The following is a 16,275-nucleotide window of genomic DNA, read 5'->3' as shown; positions in this document are numbered from 1 at the left end:
ACAAACACCGGGGCGCCAAAACAGCCGATAAGCGGATCGACCCTGATTCACTCATCGAATGAACGAAAGGACCTCAGATGTTCAGGAAACTTGGCTGCGCCGCAGTCTTCACCCTTGCCGGCACTCTGGCTCAGGCGGACTCCCACGAAGTGCTGATGCTCAACAAAGGCGAGGCGGGGGCGATGGTGTTCGAGCCGGCCTATGTGAAGGCGATGCCCGGGGACGTCATCACTTTCGTGCCGACGGACAAAGGGCACAACGTCGAAAGCATCAAGGGCATGCTGCCCGAAGGCACCGATAGCTTCAAAAGCAAGTTCAACGAGACCTACACGCTGACCGTCGAGACCGAGGGCCTCTACGGGATCAAATGCACACCGCACTACGGTATGGGCATGATCGCCCTGATCCAGGTCGGCGAGGCCGTGAACCGGGCCGATGCGGAAGCGGTGAAACAGAAGGGCAAGGCCAAGGGCCGCTTCGAGGAATTGTTTGCTCAGGTCCAGTGACCACGCGTCCCGGTTGAGGACCTGACAGGCGGCACCTGACCGGTGCCGCCTATTTTCACTTTCGCTTGCGGGAGCCAAACATGACTGAGCGATCCACCTATTCCGGGCCCGCCATCCTGTCCTACGGGTTTCGCCCCTTTTTCATGGCGGCATGCCTGTTTGCGCTGGTGGCGGTTCCGTTCTGGATGCTGATCTGGCGGGGGGACCGGGAGCTTCACAGCGTCCTGTCTCCTGCGGACTGGCACAGCCACGAGATGATCTTCGGCTACGGCGGAGCCGTGGTTGCGGGCTTTCTGTTCACCGCCGTGCCGAACTGGACAGGCCGGATGCCGGCGCGGGGCTGGCCTCTCTTTCTGATGCTGCTGCTGTGGCTGCTGGGGCGGCTGGCGGTACTGGGAGTGCTGCCGCTCTCTTGGGGCGCGGTCACGGCCGTCGATAACGCATTTCTGGTAGTGCTGGCCGTCCTTATCGCGCGCGAGATCATCGCCGGGCGCAACTGGCGGAATCTGATGGTGCTGGGGCCGGTCGGGCTGTTGGGCCTCGCCAACATCCTGTTCTTCGCGGAGGCCGCCATGTTCGGACAGGCAGAAGTGGGGCGGCGCCTGGGGCTGGCACTGCTGATCTTCCTGGTGCTGCTCATCGGCGGGCGCATTCTGCCCAGTTTCACCCGCAACTGGCTGAACCAGGAGGGCGCGAACAAGCTGCCAGCGCCGTTTGGCCGGTTCGACCGGGTGTCACTCCTGATTGCGGCCCCGGCGCTGGCCGGATGGGTGATCTGGCCCGCCACGCTGGCGGCGGCGTTCCTGCTGCTGGCCGCGGGGTTCCTGCAATCCGTCCGTCTGGGCCGCTGGCGGGGGCTGGCAACCCTGCGCAACCCGATCCTGGCAATGCTGCATGCGGCATTTGTGTTTGCGCCCCTGGGGATGCTGGCAAATGCGGCTGCCGCCCTTGACCTGCTCCCGCGAGAGGCGGGAATGCACATCTGGGGCATCGGCGCGATCGGAGGCATGACGGTTGCGGTGATGATGCGCGCAACCATGGGGCACACCGGGCGGCCTCTGGTCTCGGGGCCGGTTCTGAACCTGGCGTTTGCCGGGCTGCTCGTCTCGCTGGCCGGGCGGCTGTGGCCATATGGCGAACTGCCGGGCGGCATCACCGGGCTGGACCTGGCGGCGCTGGTCTGGACGCTGTCCTTTGCGCTGCTGTGCTGGCGCCTGCTGCCTTGGCTCGCCACCGAACGGCAGGGCCGCAAACGCCCCAACCCGGTCCGCCCGGCCTGATCTGCGGCCTGTTCCCCAAGCTCCCTGACGCGGGTGGCACATCGCGCCCCGCGTCTTTTTTTCCCTTTGCGGCCCCGCGTGGACTGGAAGGTTGAGCCAGCACAAATTCCTGCGCTGCCAATGCCTTATACTGTTCTCGGAACAGAAATTGGGACACCGAAAGGAGACTGAAATGTTAACCCGCAGAGCTGCACTTCTGGCCGCCGCCGCAGGCGCCGCAGCCATTCCGATCCTCGCCAAGGCGGCAAAGGCTGAAGAGATCATGGACACGTCCATGGCGCCGCCGGCGGACCTGTCCGGCTTGGAGCGGATCAAGCACAAGCTGGTGCGGCCGCCCTTCGTCCATGAACACGAGCAGACCGCTCCCGGCGCGCCGCGCATCGTCGAGTTCGAGATGGAGATCGTCGAGAAGGAGGTCGAGGTCGAAGACGGCGCCTACCTTCAGGCAATGACCTTCAACGGTTCGATTCCCGGCCCGCTGATGGTCGTCCACGAAGGCGACTACGTGGAGCTGACGCTGTTCAACTCGCCCGAAAACATGATGCAGCACAACATCGACTTCCACTCTGCGACGGGAGCGCTGGGCGGCGGCTCGCTTACCTTGGTGAACCCGGGCGAGAAGACCACTTTGCGATTCAAGGCGACACGTCCGGGCACCTTCGTCTACCACTGCGCGCCCGGCGGCCCGATGATCCCCTGGCACGTGGTCAGCGGCATGGCCGGCGCGATCATGGTTCTGCCCCGCGGCGGTCTGAAGGACCACAACGGCGAACAGGTTACCTACGACCGCGTCTTCTACATCGGGGAAAACGACTTCTACATTCCGAAGGACGCGGACGGCAGCTACAAGCGTTTTGCGGACGCAGGCGAAAGCTATCCCGACACGCTGGAGGTGATGAACGGCCTCGTGCCCAGCCACATTGTATTCAACGGCAAGGTGGGCGCGCTGACCGGGGACAATGCGCTGACCGCCAACCAGGGCGAGAAGGTCCTGTTCGTTCACAGCCAGGCCAACCGCGACACCCGCCCGCACCTGATCGGCGGTCACGGGGATCTGGTCTGGGAGCGCGGCAAGTTCAATAACCCGCCGCAACGGGACCTGGAAACTTGGTTCATCGCAGGCGGCTCCGCCGCGGCGGCGCTCTACGAGTTCCTGCAGCCCGGCGTCTACGCCTATGTGAACCACAACCTGATCGAGGCGGTGAATCTCGGCGCGACGGCGCATGTGGTGGTGCAGGGCCACTGGGACAACGACCTGATGGAGCAGGTTCAGGCCCCGACCGAATACGACGCCGCCTATGAGGGCAAGACCGCGCTGCCGTAATCCCGGTGGCACGTGGTCCTGACACGACGAGGGGGCGGCCGTATCTGCGGCTGCCCCTGCAGCGGTATCTGATGGAGGGAAGGTCATGGGCATCAAGGCATTGATGGCCGCAGGAGCGCTCGCGGCTACTGCTGCGGGAGGCGTGTTGCTGCATCAGTTCTCCGCCGAAAAGCCGCCGCGCCTGGCTGGGCCGCTCACCGTTGAAATCCCGGGCGGGGAGGTCTCCTTCCGGCCGATCGGCAACTTCCAGCGGGGCGGAAAGACCGTGACCGCTCCCTTCCGGACTGAGATCGTGCCGCCGTTGCACATGATGGTTCACCAGGTCACGCGGGGCGAGTACCAGACGTGTGTGGCGGCCGGGGCCTGCGCGGCCTCGATCGCCACGGGCTCAACGGACCTTCCGCAAACCCATGTCAGCTGGGTGGACGCGGCCGCCTATGCCTCCTGGCTGGCAGAGGAGACAGGCCAGCCCTGGCGCCTGCCCACCGCGCCGGAATGGCAGCGCGCCGCGGCCGAGCGTTTTGGCGATGCCTTGCCCGAACATGCAGACCTGGACCCGGGGCAACGGATGCTGCTGCAATACGCCCAAGGCACTCTGCTGCGGGGGCGGGTTGCGTACAGCTTGCGGCCGGCGGGCAGTTACGGCGTGAATTCCATGGGCGTCGCGGACATGTCCCGGGGCGTCTGGGAGTGGACCGGCAGCTGCATGGAAAATGCCTCCGTCCAGCCGGACGGCACGCTTGGCGCTTCCGGTCTCTACTGCGGGGTGCGGGTGGCCGGGGGCGTGCATCGCGCGCTGGTCATCGACTTTGTCCGCGACGCGAGTGCGGGCGGTTGTGCCGCCGGCCTGCCGCCGGATTATCTCGGCTTCCGGCTGGTCCGTTCCGCTGCCTCGGAGTGAGAGCGGCAGGCAATACCCGGCTCCGCGCGGCCATTGTGCTGCCGCGTCCACCCGGTCAGCCTTTGTCCGCCTTCCTGGCAAGGGACTGGATATGCCGGGCAAAGGCCCATGTGACGGGCACACCCAGCAGCACCCCGATCCAGACGCTTGCGACCGGAGACAACACGCTCCACCCCGCCCAGCTGCCGAGGAGCGAAGCAAAGAAAACATTGATGGCGGCGGCCCCCGCTCCGAAAGGGTAGAGGCAGGCCATCAGCTTGAGGGACGGCCGGGAGGTCATCGCCGCCTCACCAGCATATGCACGCAAACGAGCGCGGCAATCAGCAGGACCGAGGCGGCCAGAAACCAGACTTCCGCCGTCTCGGTCTGGGGCTGCGGGATCGGCCTTTCAAAATCGCCCGCCATAGCCGCAAGCGGTGCAAGAACCAGCGGGAGGGCGCAGAGAAGCGGTTTCATATCAGGTCTCCATGGTCAGGGATTGGTAGATTTCAGGCAGGGCGCGCGGCAGCCGGGCGGGATCGGGCAGGAGGGTGAAGCCCGCACGCCCGAAGATGCGGGCAAACCAGTCCTGGCCGTCCGCGTCGATCACCACTCCATGCACGGCATGCCCCAGCGCGCGCGCTTCGCGCACCGCCATGCGGCTGTCCTCGATCCCGTGGATGCCTTCATAGTGATCCAGATCGTTGGGCTTGCCATCGGTCAGCACCAGCAGCAGGCGCCGGGTGCTGCCTTCTTCGGCCAGCCGGGCGGAGGCATGGCGGATGGCTGTCCCCAGCCGTGTGTAGTGCCCGGGTTTGAAGCTGCCGATGCGGGCAGTGACCGCTGCGTCCATCGCGTCTTCAAAACCCTTGGCCCGGGTCAGGAACACCCGGTCGCGGCGCAGGGAGGAGAAGCCCCAGATAGCCAGCCGGTCGCCCGCGGTGGCGATGCCTCCTGCGAAGGCCGCGAGCGCATCCCGCGCGGTCTCGATCACCGGCCGGCCGCCCAGCGTCGCCTCGGTCGAGCGCGAGCAGTCCATAAGCACGGCAACACTCAGGTCGCGGGCCATCGGGCGGCTTGCTTGCCAGATGCGGTCGCTGCCCGGCAGGCCAAGCGCGAGATCGGCCTGCGACTGCACCGCGGCGTCAAGGTCCAGCTCGTCCCCATCCAGCTGCCGCGGCAGCATCACCCGCCGGGGCGTCAGCGGGGCGAACTGCCGCTGCACCCGGGCCACCAGCCGCGGATCGGGACGGAACCCGGCGGCCGGTTCGGCTTCGGCTTCCAGCACCCGGGCGTGGTCCGGCATGTGGCGGCCCAGACGGTGGTTCCATTCGGGGTAGGTGAAGCGGTCCGCCAGCCGCTCGTGCTCGGAATCCTGCGGTGACAGGTCCAGCGAGATCCGCAAGCGGGAGGCCGCGCGCTTCATGTGCTGCGACAGGGTGAGGCTGTCCTGATCCTCGGCCGCCTTCTGGGCATTTTCGTTGTCGTCGTCATCCACCATCCGGTTGATGTTCAGGCTTTCCGCCCAAGACAGGATCGATTCAAATCGGTGGACGATGAAACTGTCCTTGCGGTTGGCCTGCTCGCGTTCCTCGCGCTGGGCGGCCTTGCGGGCAGTCACCGGCAGGCTGGGTGCCGCGCCGTCCCCGGGGTCCGGGGCAGGGGGGCGGCCCGCGCCGCGGGCGGGCAGGCGCAGCCAGACCGGCACCGGCTGGAAGCTGCGGTAGCCGCGCGGAGCGGCGCAGGCGCAGGGATCGGCAATCCGGCAGCGGGAGCCAAGCTGATTCAGGATGATACGCTCGATCCGGGCCTCGAACCGCGGCAGCCCGCTGCGTTTGCGCGCGGCGGCAATTTGAGCGCATAGCGTGCCATAGGCTGGGCGCAGCCCCGGGCAGGCGGCAAAGGCGCGGTCGGCGGCCCTGGCATTGGCCGCTATTTCCAGCTGGTCCGCCTGGTAGGGGTCGGAGCAGGGGGCCGGGAGCTCGATCAGCGCGGCCATGGCCGCCAGCCACAGGTAGGCCTGCCGGTTCAGCGCGCGGCTGGAAAAGCCTGCCATCTCCGGCGGCAGGCGCAATCGCTCCCCGTCGAAGCTGGCAACATGCCCGGTTTCCCGTGGGGTGCCGATACGGCGCAGCCGGTCCGGGCGGTGCTCCAGCGCCACTGCCGGGGCTTCCAGTATCTCCACCCCGCTGCCGCCGCCCAAGGCGCGGAACAGGGTTGCGGCGCTGTTGCGGACCTCGCAGTACCGCACCGCCTGTGCGGCGTCGGGGCTTTGCGCCCCGATGCGCGTGGCCATGCCGTGCCACAGGTTGCCGACGGTCTCCTCCGGTTCAAGAAGGTCGAGCGCATGGATCATGGCATCACCCGTAGACCGATGCGGCCAGATCCCGCAGCGCCTGGCACACCTCCGCTTCATCGCTGAGCGGGGCAATGATGGCGGCCTCAAGGGCCCGGTCCACGCTCATGCCCTTGGCAATCAGCGTGGCGGCATAGATCAGCAGGCGGGTCGAGACGCCTTCCTCGAGGTCCATGCCCGATAGCTTGCGGATATGCCCCGCCAGCCGCACCAGTGACGCGGAGCGGTCCTTGTCCAGCCCGCTCTCGGCGGTGACCACAGCGGCTTCGGTCCCGGGATCGGGAAAGTCGAAGCTGACAGACAGGAACCGCTGACGGGTCGAGGGTTTCAGCTTTTTCAGGATGTTCTGGTAGCCAGGGTTGTAGCTTGCCACCAGCATAAAGGACTTGGGGGCTGCCAGTTCCTCTCCGGTGCGGTCGATCACCAGGCGGCGGCGGTCGTCGGTCAGGGGGTGCAGCACCACAGTGACGTCCTTCCGCGCCTCGACCACCTCATCCAGATAGCAGATGCCGCCCTCGCGCACCGCGCGGGTGAGCGGGCCGTCCGCCCAGACCGTCTCGCCGCCCTTCAGCAGATAGCGCCCGATCAGGTCGGCGGCCGAGAGGTCGTCATGGCAGGCCACTGTGTGCAGCGGCAGCCCCAACCGCGCCGCCATGTGCTCCACAAAGCGCGTCTTGCCGCAGCCGGTGGGCCCCTTCAGCAGAAGGGGCAGACCGTTTGCCTGGGCCATCTCGAAGACTGCGGTTTCGTCACTGGTGGCCTGGTAGAAAGGCACCTTGGGCATGTTGATCGCATTCATGGCTCATTCTCCGGGAGCGGCAAGGGGGCCGGGCGTGATTACCTCGCGGCGCACCACGAGCTGGCTGTAGATGAAGAGCAGGGCACCGATCACCACGGCGGCCCCGGCGCCGAAGCGCATCATGTAGAACAGGCCAAGCTGGTCCTGCACGTCCATGTAGTAGTCGCCGACGATGCGTTGCATGTGGGTCTGGATGGTGCCGGCAAAGGTCAGCACGAAGGTCATGAAGGCCATGCCGCCGGTCATCAGCCAGAAGGACGCCATGTTCAGCACCTGGTTGTAGGGATCACGGCCCCGCAGCTGCGGCATCGCATAGGTGAACATCGCCAGGTTCAGGGCCACATAGGCGCCATAGAAGGCAAGGTGTCCGTGGGCGGCGGTGATCTGGGTGCCGTGGGTGTAGAAGTTCACCCCGTGCAGCGTGTGCAGGAAGCCCCAGACGCCCGCCCCGAAGAAGGCCACGGTGGAAGCCCCCAGCGACCACAGCAGCGCCGCCTTGTTGGGGTGGTTCTTGCGGCCCTTCCAGACCATGATGAAGGCAAAGCTCATCATCGCGAAGAAGGGGATCACCTCGAAGGTGGAAAAGACCGAGCCGATCCACTGCCAGTAGCCCGGCGTGCCGATCCAGAAGAAGTGGTGTCCGGTGCCGAGGATGCCCGAGAACAGCGCGGTGGCGACAATGACATAGAGCCATTTTTCCACCACTTCCCGGTCGACGCCGGTCATCTTCAGCATCAGGTAGCCTAGGATCGCGGCCATCACCAGTTCCCAGGTGGCTTCAACCCAAAGGTGGACGACGAACCACCAGTACATTTTATCCAGCGACAGGTTGTCCGGGTTGATGAAGGCAAAGATCCACAGGAGCGACAGCAGCCACAGCCCCATCAGCAGGATATTGGTGATCGCGGTCTTGCGCCCCGCCAGCACGGTGAGCGAAATGTTCACCAGGAAGATCACCGCCGCCACCAGAATGCCGAACTTGACCCAGAGGGGCTGCTCCAGGAACTCCCGCCCGCCATGGATGCCGACGAGGTAAGAACCCACCGCCCCCAGGGTGCCGACGACCAGGATGGCAAGCTGGATATAGGCGAGCTTGACCGAGAAGATTTCCCGTTCGGATTCCTCGGGGATCAGGTAGTAGGCAGCGCCGAAGAAGCCCAGGAGCAGCCAGACAATCAGTGCATTGGTGTGCAGCATCCGCACGATGTTGAAGGGCAGAATCTCGCTTAACGTATTGGGCGAGACGTAGATCCAGCCTGCCAGCAGCCCGCCCAGCACCTGGATCGCAAACAGTGCCATTGCCACCAGAAAATAGGCGTAGGCCACCTTTTGAGATTGGTATTTCATGATGTTTCTCCCTCAGCCCGCATCGTTCGGAGGCCAGTTCTGGGTGTCGGTCTGATCTGCCCACCGCAGGAATTCCGACAGCCCGCGCATTTCTTCTTCGGTGATGTCGAAATGCGGCATCTGGCGGCGGCCCTCGATGCCCGAGGGCTGCGCCTGCATCCAGGCGTCCAGCATCTCGTAGGCGCCTTCGGGGTCGTCCAGCACGCCCCAGCGGGTCATCACGTTGCCGACTTCGGGCGCGTAATAGGCGCCCTCGCCATGCAGCGTGTGACAGTTGATGCAGGACGCGCGTTCCCAGACGTGCTTGCCCAGACGCACCTCATCGGTCAGCGCCATGCCGGATGTGGAGGTCTCGACAATGTAGCGGTGGCTATGGACGGTCATGGCCACGAACACGAGGACGAAGAACAATGAGCCTCCGTAGAACACGTTCCTGGCCCGCGACTTGGTAAGTATCTCTGACATTTCGCGGTCCTGAGTACAGTTGCGTATGTCAGAGGCCTAACCCCGCGCAGGGCGGGGGATGTTGTCGAAGCGCAAAGACCGGCTGCTTTGCTGCACGCAAGGTGTTGGAAAAGGAGGACGCCGCATGGCCGCCCCGATCTCAACGATCCCGACCTGCCGCTGTCAGATCTGTTTCACCACTGGCCCGCCTCCGCGGGCGCGTTCATCCGCCGCCGCATGCTCTGCCCCGGCTGCCCGATCGCGCCCTTCCACACGCTGATCGGCGCCTGCGCGGAATACGGGCTGGAGGAGGACGCTTTGCGGGAGGAGCTGAGAGCGGCGGGGTGATGCGCGTTTTGGCGGGCCCGGACTAAAAGGCGGCTTCTGTTCCCCGGATCGGCCAGGCGGCGGATTTCGTTGGGCCGGTATGAGCGCTGCGCGCCCGACCCGCGCATTGGCCGGTCTGCCGCGAGTGGCAGCTTCTTTTTACACGCCGATCTGCTATGGTTGCGAGTGTCAGGGTAGGAGGAAACCAATGAGTGCCGAGATTTCAAGCCTGCTGTTAGCACTTGGCATATTCTCAGTCGGTTTCATAAGTATCGGGCCGAATATCCTCGCGATCATAGGAACCTCGATGGAAAGAGGCCGCGGTGCCGGGGTGCAGCTTGCCGTGGGGGTCGGGTCGGGCTCGGCGGTTTGGGCGACTATGACAGTTGCAGGTCTTACGGCGCTGATTACTGCCTATGCAGGGCTGGTGACACTGCTGAAGGTTTTTGGTGCGGCTTATCTGCTGTGGCTTGCCTGCAAGGCTTTTCGCTCCGCCGCGTCCACGAACCAGATGCGGAAACCGCAAGCGGCCGAGGGCAAAAACCTGTATCTGCAAGGCGTTGCGATCCAGCTTACAAACCCGAAAGCCGCTCTGCAATGGATCGCAATTGTTGGTATCGGTCTGGGGGACGAGGCTCCCTTATGGGTCGGCCTCGCGCTCATTGGAATTGCCACCGCCCTGTCGCTGATCGTTCACGTGCTTTACGCGGTGACGTTCTCTACCGGACCTGTCATTGGTATCTACCAGAGGTCCCGCCGCGGGATCGAAGCGTCACTTGGTATCTTTTTCACCTTCGCCGCTTACAAGATCGCGACCTACCGGCAATAAGCCAACGCCGCCAGTCGTCCAACGGCCGCTTTGCCGCGATTATCCCTGCACCCCGCTCAGCAGCACCAGCTGGTGCGGGTCGGTGACCACGATATGCTTGCGCGTGGATTTGATCACCCCGCCGCGCTCCCAGGCGGACAACAGGCGGCTGACGGTGTGCAGGGTGGTGCCTGTCATCTCGGAAATGTTCAGCCTGGTGATCGGGAAGGCGATTTCGATCCCGTTTTCGGTCTTGCGGCCGGATTGGTTCACCATCCGCAGCAGCGCTGTTGCCACCCTTTGCTCGACCGCCTGGGTGGCGAGTTCGGTAATCCGGCTTTGCATTTCGCCCAGCCGCTCACCCAGGGTCTTGTAGCTTTCGCTTGCGAAGCCTTCGTAGCGGGCCGTGAACTCATCCCAATGACGGACAGGCCACGACAGCGCCAGAGACTCCGCGGCGGCCACGGCGGTGGCGGGATAGGTCTTGCGGCTCAGCGCCGGAGCAATTCCGAACAACTGGCCGGGGGAGATATGCAGCGCGATGATCTGGTCCCCGCCGGGAGTCGTCTTGATGACGCGGATGAAGCCGTCCAACAGCAGATAGAAACGCTCCGCATCGTGCCCTTCATGAAACACCTCGGCGCCCGCCTCGATCCGCTTGGGGGCAGCACAGTCGAGGATTTCCCGGATCTGACCGCGCTGCAACCGGCTGAAGGGCGGCAATCCCGTCAGAAGACTTTCGTCGAGATGTTTCAAACTGACCCCGCGCTGGCACCGGCAAGTAGAGTTTCCTGAAACCCTCTAACAGAAAAGGGCCGGATCTCCATACCGGAAAAAATGATGGGGCATGATCTTTCGCATCACCGGAAGGGCGGTGGCTCGCTGTCGAACAATTTGCGCCATTGTTTCTTCAGGTCGGGCGTCGGGGCGGTCTTGAGCGCCGCCAGGCGCGCGGGGAGGGGATCGAGCTTGTTTATGCGTTCCTCCGGTGAGTTGGAGTTGCATGACCGCGTTCGCCGGCCGGATAGTGCAGGCAACTTTCTCTACCTTCGTCGGATACGTCCGCCCGGTCCCCTATGAGCAGGCGAACCAACCCGAGAGCCAGAATCCCGCAGGGTGCGAACAAGCACGCAAAATTGACCCCGCAGCGGGGTGATCGGCATCCAAAAATGCCCCCCTTACGCTGATGTGGATGATGCCTCCGAGGTTATCGGGAGCACGGTGCGGGATGTTGGCCGTGGAGACGGCAGCGAAGATCCGTCGGGCGTATTTCCAGGATTGGGGCATTGAGCCGCCATTGGTCCGAGGCCAATGCTGAACAAGCCGATCAGGCAAATCTGCCGGGAGCTGCGCGTTTGGCGGAACACGGTGCGCAAGGCAAAGGGGGACTCCGCGGCAGGGTTTCGGCCGTTCAAGAGGTGGCTTCACGACCAAAATCCACCTCCTCGTCAAGGCCGCCGGGTTTCCCAAGAAAACCGAGATTACGCCGGAGCAGACGGCCGACTACCTGGGCTTCGTCGACATTACGTCAATCCGCCTCTGGCTGCGCCATGTGTCCACATAACCTAGTCATGTGCCGGACAAGGATCATTACAAACTAGTCCGCAAATGAGCACCGGCTACCGGGCACCTGCGGCCAGGCCGTCCCACAACCCTTAGCCAAAAAAAACCGCCGGGCACCGGTCTTCAAAAAATTGTCGAAGAGAACCTTGGCCCGGTTCACGGCCCAGTCGGTCTACGATACCTTTCCTGGAGCCATAAGCTGTTCCTGCAGTCTCATCGGCGCGGCGGGCGGCTCGTCGAAATTCAGCCCTGCTTCCAGATGGCGAAGGTGCTCGTCGGCCAGTCTGACAAGAATTTCGGTATCGCCTGCCTCCAGCGCATCGACGATCCGATCATGCTCATCCTCCGCACAGGAGGGGCTGCCAGTGGGCGAATAAAGTCCCAGAATCAACGTGCTGCGCATGGTCAGCTCCGAGAGGAACCGCTCCAGCACCAGATTGCCGGCGATCTGCGCAATCCGCATGTGGAATTGACGCGAGGCGCGCAGCTCTGCCGGCTTGTCGCCCGCATTGCGCGCCTGCGCTTCCTCCAGGATGTTGTCCCGCAGAAAGGCGATGTCGTCCGCTGAGGCCTGCCCCGAGGCATGGCGCGCAATGGTGCGCTCGATGGCGCGGCGGGCCTGGAAGATGTCACGCGCTTCCTTGGGCGAGGGCGTCATCACAAAGGCGCCGCGGTTCGGGCGCAATTCCACCACCTGCTGGGCCGCCAGAGAGGCCAGCGCCCGGCGCACATTTGCACGATTGCAGGAAAACAGATCGCTCAGCGCCTGCTCGCCCAGCTTGGTGCCCGCTGGCAGCCGCTGTTCGGCAATTGCGTCGAGAATCGCGTTCACGATCTGATCTTCGGGAGAATCCTTCATCGGGCCTCAAGAAAAGTTTGCCTGCATCGCCGTAACTTAAGGGCCGCCAGCGCGCTTGGCAATGGCGCCACGCCTCGCCAGGCTTGACTTGTTATCAAGTATTGTTAACAATAAATGATAACAAAGGAGGAGCATATGAAAATCCTGGTCGTCAATCCCAACTCGACCGAGTCTATGACGCGGAAGATTGTCGAGGCCGCTAAGGCCGCTGCCAGCCCCGGCGTCGCCATTGTGGGTGCAACAGCGGCGGGCGCCCCGCCCAGTATCGAGGGCCATTTCGACGAAGCGATGTCGCTGCCCGGCCTGCTGGCGCAGGTCGCCGCGGGTGAGGAGCAGGGCGTGGACGGCATCGTCGTCGCCTGTTTCGACGACCCCGGCATCGGCGCCTGCCGCGAGCTGGCGACCGGCCCGGTGCTGGGCATCTGCGAAGCGGCGGTTAAGGCAGCCAGCATGCTGGCGACCTCCTTCACGGTGGTGACCACGCTGCCCCGCGCGGTGCCGGTGATCGAACATCTGATCCACGGCTATGGCCTCAGCCACCAGTGCCGCCGGGTGCGCTCTGCCGCGATTCCGGTGCTGGCGCTGGAAGAAGAGGGAGCGGGCGCGCGCCAAAAGATCCGCGCCGAGATCCTGCGCGCCATAGAGGAGGATCATTGCGAAGCGGTGGTGCTGGGCTGTGCCGGCATGGCGGACCTCACCCAATGGCTCAGCCAAGAGACAGGCATTCCCGTCATCGACGGCGTCAGCGCCGCGACGCGGATGATCGAGGCGCTGGCAGGCTGCGGCCTGAAGACCAGCAAAATCGGCGCCTATGCGCGCCCCAACCGGAAATAATGGTATCGTCAGGGAGGAAGACATGACCATGAATGCAGAATTGGAAGCTGTCGTCGAAGGCGGCGGCATCGAGGACCACAGCGGCAAGGGGATCGGCGAGGAGAGTCTTGCACCGCAGGAGACGCGGATCATGGATCCGTGGTCCTATCTCTTTGCCTGGCTCGGCGGCTGCGTGTCGATCGGCACCTTCACCATCGGCTCCGGCCTGGTGGGCACGCTTAACCTGCTGCAGACCTTCGTGGCCATCGCCATCGGCTGCGGCGTGATCGGCGCGGCGCTGATGATCAATGGCCAGGCAGGCCACAAATACGGCATCCCCTTCATGGTGCAGGCGCGCTCTGCCTTCGGTTTTGCCGGCACACGGCTGCCCGCGCTGGTGCGCTCGGTTCCGGCCATCGTCTGGTTCGGCTTCCAGAGCTGGATCGGCGCCGGGGCGCTGAACCTCGTCTCCGATACGCTGTTCGGCTATGACAATATGGTGGCGTTCTTCATCGGCTTCCAGCTGTTGCAGATCGGCCTGTCGGTGCTGGGATTCCACGGCATCAAATGGCTGGAGAACATCGGCTCGGTGTTCATCATCGGCTCGCTGGTCTACATGTTCTTCAGCGTGATCAGCAAATACGGCGAGGAGATCTCGGCCAATCTGGTCAACGTCGAAGGCACATGGGGGGCACCGTTCTGGGGCGCCACCATGCTGTTCCTGGGCATCTACAGCACCATGATGCTGAACGTGTCCGACTATTCCCGCGAGCTGCGCCGCAATGTCGGCCCGCTGCGCCAGGTCGCGATCTATGCCAATTCGATCCTGCCCGCGACGCTGTTCATGGGTCTGATCGGCCTGATGGTGTCGGGCGCAACCGGCGAAGTCGATCCGATCAAGGTGTTCTCCAGCGCCGTCGATAACAAGCCGCTGCTGGTCATCACCTTGCTGTTCATCGCCTTCGCCCAGGTGACCACCAACATCCTGAACAATGTGGTGCCGCCGGCCTATGCGCTGATGGATATCTTCAAGATCAAGTTCAAGACCTCGGCTGTGATCGTTGGCCTGCTGGCCTTTGCCACCTTCCCCTGGGAACTGGTCAAGGATGAATCCGCCGCTGGCCTCAGCCTGTTCATCCAGACCTATTCCGCCTTCCTGGGCCCGATCTTTGCAATCCTGGTGGTGGACTACTTCATCCTGCGAAAGCAGGAGCTGGATCTGGACAAGCTCTATGATGAGAACGGCCCCTACCAGGGTGTGAACTGGGCCGCCGTAATTGCCATGGGCATCGGAGTTGCAGCGGCGCTGATCTTCTCCGGCATTTCTTGGTACGCAAGCCTGCTGCCTGCCGGTGTCTGCTATTACCTGCTGATGCAGCATCTGCCGGCCGCGCAGCGGTTCCTGGACTAACTAAGTTTCAGCGAGCCATGTGAAGGGACCCGCCACACGCGGGTCCCTCAGTTTGCTAGGCGATTTGGCGATGCGGCTGAAAAAACCCTTGCCGAGCTTCAGGCAACTTATCTGGTTGCCGCCGGTTGTGCAGTCCGGGGACGGGGGCGCTAATTGACCGTGATGATCCCACTGACCATACTTGCCGATCTTGCCGATGCAGAACGGCCCCTTGGAGGCGGCATCCGGACGTGGCTGGCCCAGAAACGTTTGCTGAAAGCACCTAGGTGAACCCGAGGCTTTGGGACAACGCACTCATTGTTCCACTTTTGCGGTTCAGGTCCAGGCGGTCCTCGATTCCCTGCAGGTGCCGTTCCATCAGCGCGGCGGCCTCATCGGCGTGGCCGCCCAGAACGTAATCCGACAGCAGACGGTGCTCGTCGATTTCGCAGTTGTCCGGCTTCGATTTTTCATAGATCGCGACAATCAGTGACGAGCGGGCTATAAGCTCGCGGACAAAACCGGCCATGATGAGGCTGTCTGCATGATCGGCGAGCAACTGGTGGTAGCGGCTGCAGCGGCGGATCACCTGGGCTGTGCCGCCCATTTCTCTGGCGGTCTGTTCGGCATGGAGATGTTCGGTAAGCGCATGTCCCATTGGCGGATTTCGCCGCTCGGCAGCGCGCCGTATTAGGTGTCCCTCAATGACCCGCCGTGCGCGGAATACTTCGCGGGCCTCTTCGGCCGATGGCTGGGCAACAAAAACGCCGCGGTTTGCGACCAGTTCGATGACACGGTCCGAAGCCAGGCGCGTCAGGGTGAGTAGCCCCACTTGAGTGGTCCAAATTGAAAGTTAGTGCATGGTTGGCCGTTGGTCCATCAGGATGATGGCCTCTGACGCAGGCGGGCGGTAGCCCAGAGCACTGTGGGGCCGTTTGGTGTTGTAGTGTTTTCTCCAGCTTTCGATAATAATCTGGGCCTCGCGCAGGCTGTAGAAGATTTCACCGTTCAGCAATTCATCCCGCATCCTCCCGTTGAAGCTCTCGCAGTATCCGTTCTCCCGGGGCGATCCAGGCTCAATGTATGCGGTCTTGGCCCCGACAGCTTTGATCCAGCCTCTGACAGCTTCCGCAATGAACTCAGGGCCATTGTCCGACCGGATATATGCTGGCACGCCACGTAGGATAAACAGGTCCGTCAGTGCATCGATGACCTCGTTTGCATTCAGCTTCCGCTTCACCCGGACCGCAAGGCATTCCCGGCTGTACTCGTCCAGAATGTTCAATGCTCTGAAAGCCCTGCCATCATCCGTTCGGTGATGAACAAAGTCGTACGACCAGACGTGGTTGCGATATTCGGGGCGCAGCCGGACACCTGATCCGTCATTGAGCCAGAGCCGTCCCTTCTTGGGCTGCTTCATTGGAACCTTCAGCCCCTCCCGCCGCTATAGATGTTCGACACGTTTGTCATTCACCTGCCAACCAGCGTCCCGCAGCAGGGCCGCAACCCGGCGGTAGCCGTATCGGCCGTATTGACGTGTCAGCTCGATCATATCAGCGACCAGGCGTTCCTCGTCAGC

17 protein-coding genes and 3 pseudogenes are annotated in these 16,275 nt (G+C 63.6%); 9 read left to right on the top strand and 11 right to left on the bottom strand.

The genetic code is table 11. From position 1 onward, the window contains the following. Window positions 1-77: 77 nt before the first annotated feature. From ACOHX0_RS20220 to ACOHX0_RS20205, 4 genes are all read left to right on the top strand, one after another. A complete protein-coding gene (locus ACOHX0_RS20220) occupies window positions 78-506 on the top strand; it encodes a pseudoazurin (protein ID WP_420679042.1) in 429 nt (142 codons plus the stop codon). An 80-nt stretch (window positions 507-586) separates the two neighbouring features. Further along, window positions 587-1,786, top strand: a complete 1,200-nt coding sequence (locus tag ACOHX0_RS20215; RefSeq protein WP_420679041.1) for an NnrS family protein — start codon at window positions 587-589, stop codon at window positions 1,784-1,786. Between the two features lie 172 nt (window positions 1,787-1,958). Further along, window positions 1,959-3,110, top strand: a complete 1,152-nt coding sequence (gene nirK, locus ACOHX0_RS20210; RefSeq protein WP_420679040.1) for a copper-containing nitrite reductase — start codon at window positions 1,959-1,961, stop codon at window positions 3,108-3,110. A gap of 85 nt (window positions 3,111-3,195) precedes the next feature. Further along, window positions 3,196-4,011, top strand: coding sequence for an SUMF1/EgtB/PvdO family nonheme iron enzyme (locus ACOHX0_RS20205; RefSeq protein WP_420679039.1), 816 nt, complete (start codon window positions 3,196-3,198; stop codon window positions 4,009-4,011). Between the two features lie 55 nt (window positions 4,012-4,066). Here the strand turns inward: ACOHX0_RS20205 and ACOHX0_RS20200 are convergent, their stop codons facing one another. The 6 genes from ACOHX0_RS20200 to ACOHX0_RS20175 are packed head-to-tail and all read right to left on the bottom strand — an operon-like array spanning window position 4,067 to window position 8,957. Then, window positions 4,067-4,291 carry an NnrT protein gene (locus ACOHX0_RS20200; protein ID WP_420679038.1) on the bottom strand — a complete coding sequence of 75 codons (225 nt, stop codon included), beginning with the start codon at window positions 4,289-4,291 and terminating at the stop codon, window positions 4,067-4,069. Then, window positions 4,288-4,467: a hypothetical protein gene (locus tag ACOHX0_RS20195; protein ID WP_420679037.1), complete on the bottom strand. Its 180-nt coding sequence runs from the start codon at window positions 4,465-4,467 to the stop codon at window positions 4,288-4,290. Before ACOHX0_RS20195 ends, ACOHX0_RS20200 begins: the two co-directional genes overlap by 4 nt. Before the next feature lies 1 nt (window position 4,468). Beyond that, window positions 4,469-6,346: a nitric oxide reductase activation protein NorD gene (locus tag ACOHX0_RS20190; RefSeq protein WP_420679036.1), complete on the bottom strand. Its 1,878-nt coding sequence runs from the start codon at window positions 6,344-6,346 to the stop codon at window positions 4,469-4,471. Window positions 6,347-6,350: 4 nt separating this feature from the next. Further along, on the bottom strand, window positions 6,351-7,145 hold the full coding sequence (locus ACOHX0_RS20185; RefSeq protein ID WP_420679035.1) for a CbbQ/NirQ/NorQ/GpvN family protein: 795 nt from the start codon (window positions 7,143-7,145) through the stop codon (window positions 6,351-6,353). Between the two features lie 3 nt (window positions 7,146-7,148). Continuing rightward, entirely contained in the window at window positions 7,149-8,492 is a 1,344-nt protein-coding gene (locus ACOHX0_RS20180) for a cbb3-type cytochrome c oxidase subunit I (protein ID WP_420679034.1), read from the bottom strand. A gap of 12 nt (window positions 8,493-8,504) precedes the next feature. Continuing rightward, a complete protein-coding gene (locus ACOHX0_RS20175) occupies window positions 8,505-8,957 on the bottom strand; it encodes a c-type cytochrome (RefSeq protein ID WP_420679033.1) in 453 nt (150 codons plus the stop codon). Between the two features lie 90 nt (window positions 8,958-9,047). Between ACOHX0_RS20175 and ACOHX0_RS20170 the strand changes: the two genes are divergently transcribed. Further along, window positions 9,048-9,284 carry a DUF1858 domain-containing protein gene (locus tag ACOHX0_RS20170; protein ID WP_420679058.1) on the top strand — a complete coding sequence of 79 codons (237 nt, stop codon included), beginning with the start codon at window positions 9,048-9,050 and terminating at the stop codon, window positions 9,282-9,284. A 187-nt stretch (window positions 9,285-9,471) separates the two neighbouring features. After that, window positions 9,472-10,092, top strand: a complete 621-nt coding sequence (locus ACOHX0_RS20165; protein WP_420679032.1) for a LysE family translocator — start codon at window positions 9,472-9,474, stop codon at window positions 10,090-10,092. A 39-nt stretch (window positions 10,093-10,131) separates the two neighbouring features. On the opposite strand, the gene ACOHX0_RS20160 is transcribed toward ACOHX0_RS20165, so the two are convergent. Both ACOHX0_RS20160 and ACOHX0_RS20155 read right to left on the bottom strand, forming a co-directional pair. Further along, a complete protein-coding gene (locus ACOHX0_RS20160) occupies window positions 10,132-10,827 on the bottom strand; it encodes a Crp/Fnr family transcriptional regulator (RefSeq protein WP_420679031.1) in 696 nt (231 codons plus the stop codon). A gap of 110 nt (window positions 10,828-10,937) precedes the next feature. Next, window positions 10,938-11,048 (bottom strand): annotated as a pseudogene (locus tag ACOHX0_RS20155) (DUF2924 domain-containing protein); the annotation flags it as partial. A 401-nt stretch (window positions 11,049-11,449) separates the two neighbouring features. On the opposite strand from ACOHX0_RS20155, the pseudogene ACOHX0_RS20150 reads away from it, so the two are divergent. Then, window positions 11,450-11,587 (top strand): annotated as a pseudogene (locus ACOHX0_RS20150) (IS5/IS1182 family transposase); the annotation flags it as partial. Window positions 11,588-11,806: 219 nt separating this feature from the next. Here the strand turns inward: ACOHX0_RS20150 and ACOHX0_RS20145 are convergent. Continuing rightward, window positions 11,807-12,493 (bottom strand): GntR family transcriptional regulator, encoded by a 687-nt coding sequence (locus ACOHX0_RS20145; protein WP_420679030.1) that lies wholly within the window; start codon window positions 12,491-12,493, stop codon window positions 11,807-11,809. A gap of 135 nt (window positions 12,494-12,628) precedes the next feature. Here ACOHX0_RS20145 and ACOHX0_RS20140 point away from each other — a divergent pair, with 135 nt between their 5' ends. Together ACOHX0_RS20140 and ACOHX0_RS20135 are read left to right on the top strand one after the other, a co-directional pair. Then, window positions 12,629-13,327: an aspartate/glutamate racemase family protein gene (locus ACOHX0_RS20140; protein WP_420679029.1), complete on the top strand. Its 699-nt coding sequence runs from the start codon at window positions 12,629-12,631 to the stop codon at window positions 13,325-13,327. Between the two features lie 22 nt (window positions 13,328-13,349). Then, window positions 13,350-14,717, top strand: a complete 1,368-nt coding sequence (locus ACOHX0_RS20135; RefSeq protein ID WP_420679027.1) for an NCS1 family transporter — start codon at window positions 13,350-13,352, stop codon at window positions 14,715-14,717. A 262-nt stretch (window positions 14,718-14,979) separates the two neighbouring features. Here ACOHX0_RS20135 and ACOHX0_RS20130 read toward each other — a convergent pair whose 3' ends face one another. After that, window positions 14,980-15,528, bottom strand: coding sequence for a GntR family transcriptional regulator (locus tag ACOHX0_RS20130; RefSeq protein ID WP_420679026.1), 549 nt, complete (start codon window positions 15,526-15,528; stop codon window positions 14,980-14,982). 21 nt (window positions 15,529-15,549) lie between these two features. Next, window positions 15,550-16,275, bottom strand: a pseudogene (locus ACOHX0_RS20125) (IS3 family transposase); the annotation flags it as partial.

Origin of the sequence: Cribrihabitans pelagius, assembly GCF_048820915.1 — a bacterium.
Taxonomy (GTDB): domain Bacteria; phylum Pseudomonadota; class Alphaproteobacteria; order Rhodobacterales; family Rhodobacteraceae; genus Cribrihabitans_A; species Cribrihabitans_A pelagius.
This window is presented reverse-complemented; position numbering and strand designations above follow the sequence as displayed.